At 34.5% G+C, this 1,729-nt stretch carries 4 protein-coding genes; all 4 read right to left on the bottom strand.

The genetic code is table 11. From position 1 onward, the window contains the following. Positions 1-101: 101 nt before the first annotated feature. On the bottom strand, positions 102-566 hold the full coding sequence (locus tag L647_RS0116805) for a hypothetical protein (protein WP_024609721.1): 465 nt from the start codon (positions 564-566) through the stop codon (positions 102-104). A gap of 118 nt (positions 567-684) precedes the next feature. After that, the gene (locus L647_RS0116800) at positions 685-864 is read right to left on the bottom strand and encodes a hypothetical protein (RefSeq protein ID WP_024612083.1); all 180 of its coding nucleotides are present in this window, start codon (positions 862-864) and stop codon (positions 685-687) included. Between the two features lie 8 nt (positions 865-872). Next, entirely contained in the window at positions 873-1,112 is a 240-nt protein-coding gene (locus L647_RS0116795) for a hypothetical protein (protein ID WP_024612082.1), read from the bottom strand. Between the two features lie 129 nt (positions 1,113-1,241). Further along, the coding region (locus tag L647_RS01000000124460; protein ID WP_033024456.1) for a hypothetical protein at positions 1,242-1,729 on the bottom strand (488 nt) is incomplete at its 5' end.

The following is a 1,729-nucleotide window of genomic DNA, read 5'->3' as shown; positions in this document are numbered from 1 at the left end:
ATAACGCCTTAATAACTGGCGTGTAGGTTGGCGTTGTTTTTGCCGTTTTTTTGTTTTAGCAAAAACCGCGACAACCGTAATACGTCCAGTTGATTAACTTGTTATATTTTCTTTACTAAATTGCTAACTTGCTCTTTATTCAGATTTAAAATTATATTTTTTAGAGTGAAATAACTATCACTAGATGGATTAACCAAATGCACAGAAACACCTATTTGAACAGAACCTGATTCAGAATCTAGATCAATAATATTTAAGACTGCGGAAGTTGGGTGCTTAGAAGATTGGACATAGTATTTACCGCCCCAATTACAGTCCATTGATATATCCTTTGTACTTTTTTGTTTAGATGTAACTGAATAACCAGCTTGTACTGAACTGCGGTAAATTGTAGCTGAACAAAAATTATCTTTAGACTCGCCAAATGAAATTGAAACAGCTTGCTTGCTATTCATTGTGTAATCGAAATCTGTAACACTTTGCACAATGTTTGCAGTGACTGGTTGATCCGAGCAACCGCCCAAAAGACTTGTTGCTAGAGCTAATGAAATTACTACTTTATTCAAAATACTTCTCCTAAAAATATAACGCCCACTTAAGCGGACAAAAATAGTTGGTTATAATGTGTAGCGAAGCGGAACCTAACCAACTGTTTTTGTTCCGTTTTAAGTTCTTGTTATGTTTTTATTGATCCTCATAGTGTCCGCAAGATTTGCAGACAATATATTTTTGTTCAACCATATCTAAGAACATACTTAGAATCTTATCTATAACTGTAGGCGGTAAAAAGTTAGCTGTTTTAATTTCGGCTTTTGACATAAGCTCGGCTTCTTTTTTACCACATTTTTTACATTTTAATTTCATAGTAATCCTTACATACCTTTGATATCTTCAGGCGAAAAACCCCGAGATTTTAATTCTTTAAATGCCGCAGATGCTTTTAAAGGCGAACGACTTCGTTCATTGTTTACTATTCGTGCAAGATCAGAATCTGATTTATTAGGCATTTCTGCTTTATATTCCTTATTCCTTTCCCCTGCTTCTTTTGCCTCATCAGCAATAGCACTTCCTGCTTTCATGGCAAGTTCACCTGCCTTTTTCCAAAAACTCATAGATATCTCCTTAGTTGAGTTTAAAAACATAACGCCTTAATAACTGGCGTGTAGGTTGGCGTTGTTTTTGCCGTTTTTTTGTTTTAGCAAAAACCGCGACAACCGTAATACGTCCAGTTGATTAACTTGTTATATTTTCTTTACTAAATTGCTAACTTGCTCTTTATTCAGATTTAAAATTATATTTTTTAGAGTGAAATAACTATCACTAGATGGATTAACCAAATGCACAGAAACACCTATTTGAACAGAACCTGATTCAGAATCTAGATCAATAATATTTAAGACTGCGGAAGTTGGGTGCTTAGAAGATTGGACATAGTATTTACCGCCCCAATTACAGTCCATTGATATATCCTTTGTACTTTTTTGTTTAGATGTAACTGAATAACCAGCTTGTACTGAACTGCGGTAAATTGTAGCTGAACAAAAATTATCTTTAGACTCGCCAAATGAAATTGAAACAGCTTGCTTGCTATTCATTGTGTAATCGAAATCTGTAACACTTTGCACAATGTTTGCAGTGACTGGTTGATCCGAGCAACCGCCCAAAAGACTTGTTGCTAGAGCTAATGAAATTACTACTTTATTCAAAATACTTCTCCTAAAAATATAAC

It is taken from the genome of Pseudoalteromonas sp. TB64, from assembly GCF_000498095.1.
GTDB lineage: Bacteria > Pseudomonadota > Gammaproteobacteria > Enterobacterales > Alteromonadaceae > Pseudoalteromonas.
This window is presented reverse-complemented; position numbering and strand designations above follow the sequence as displayed.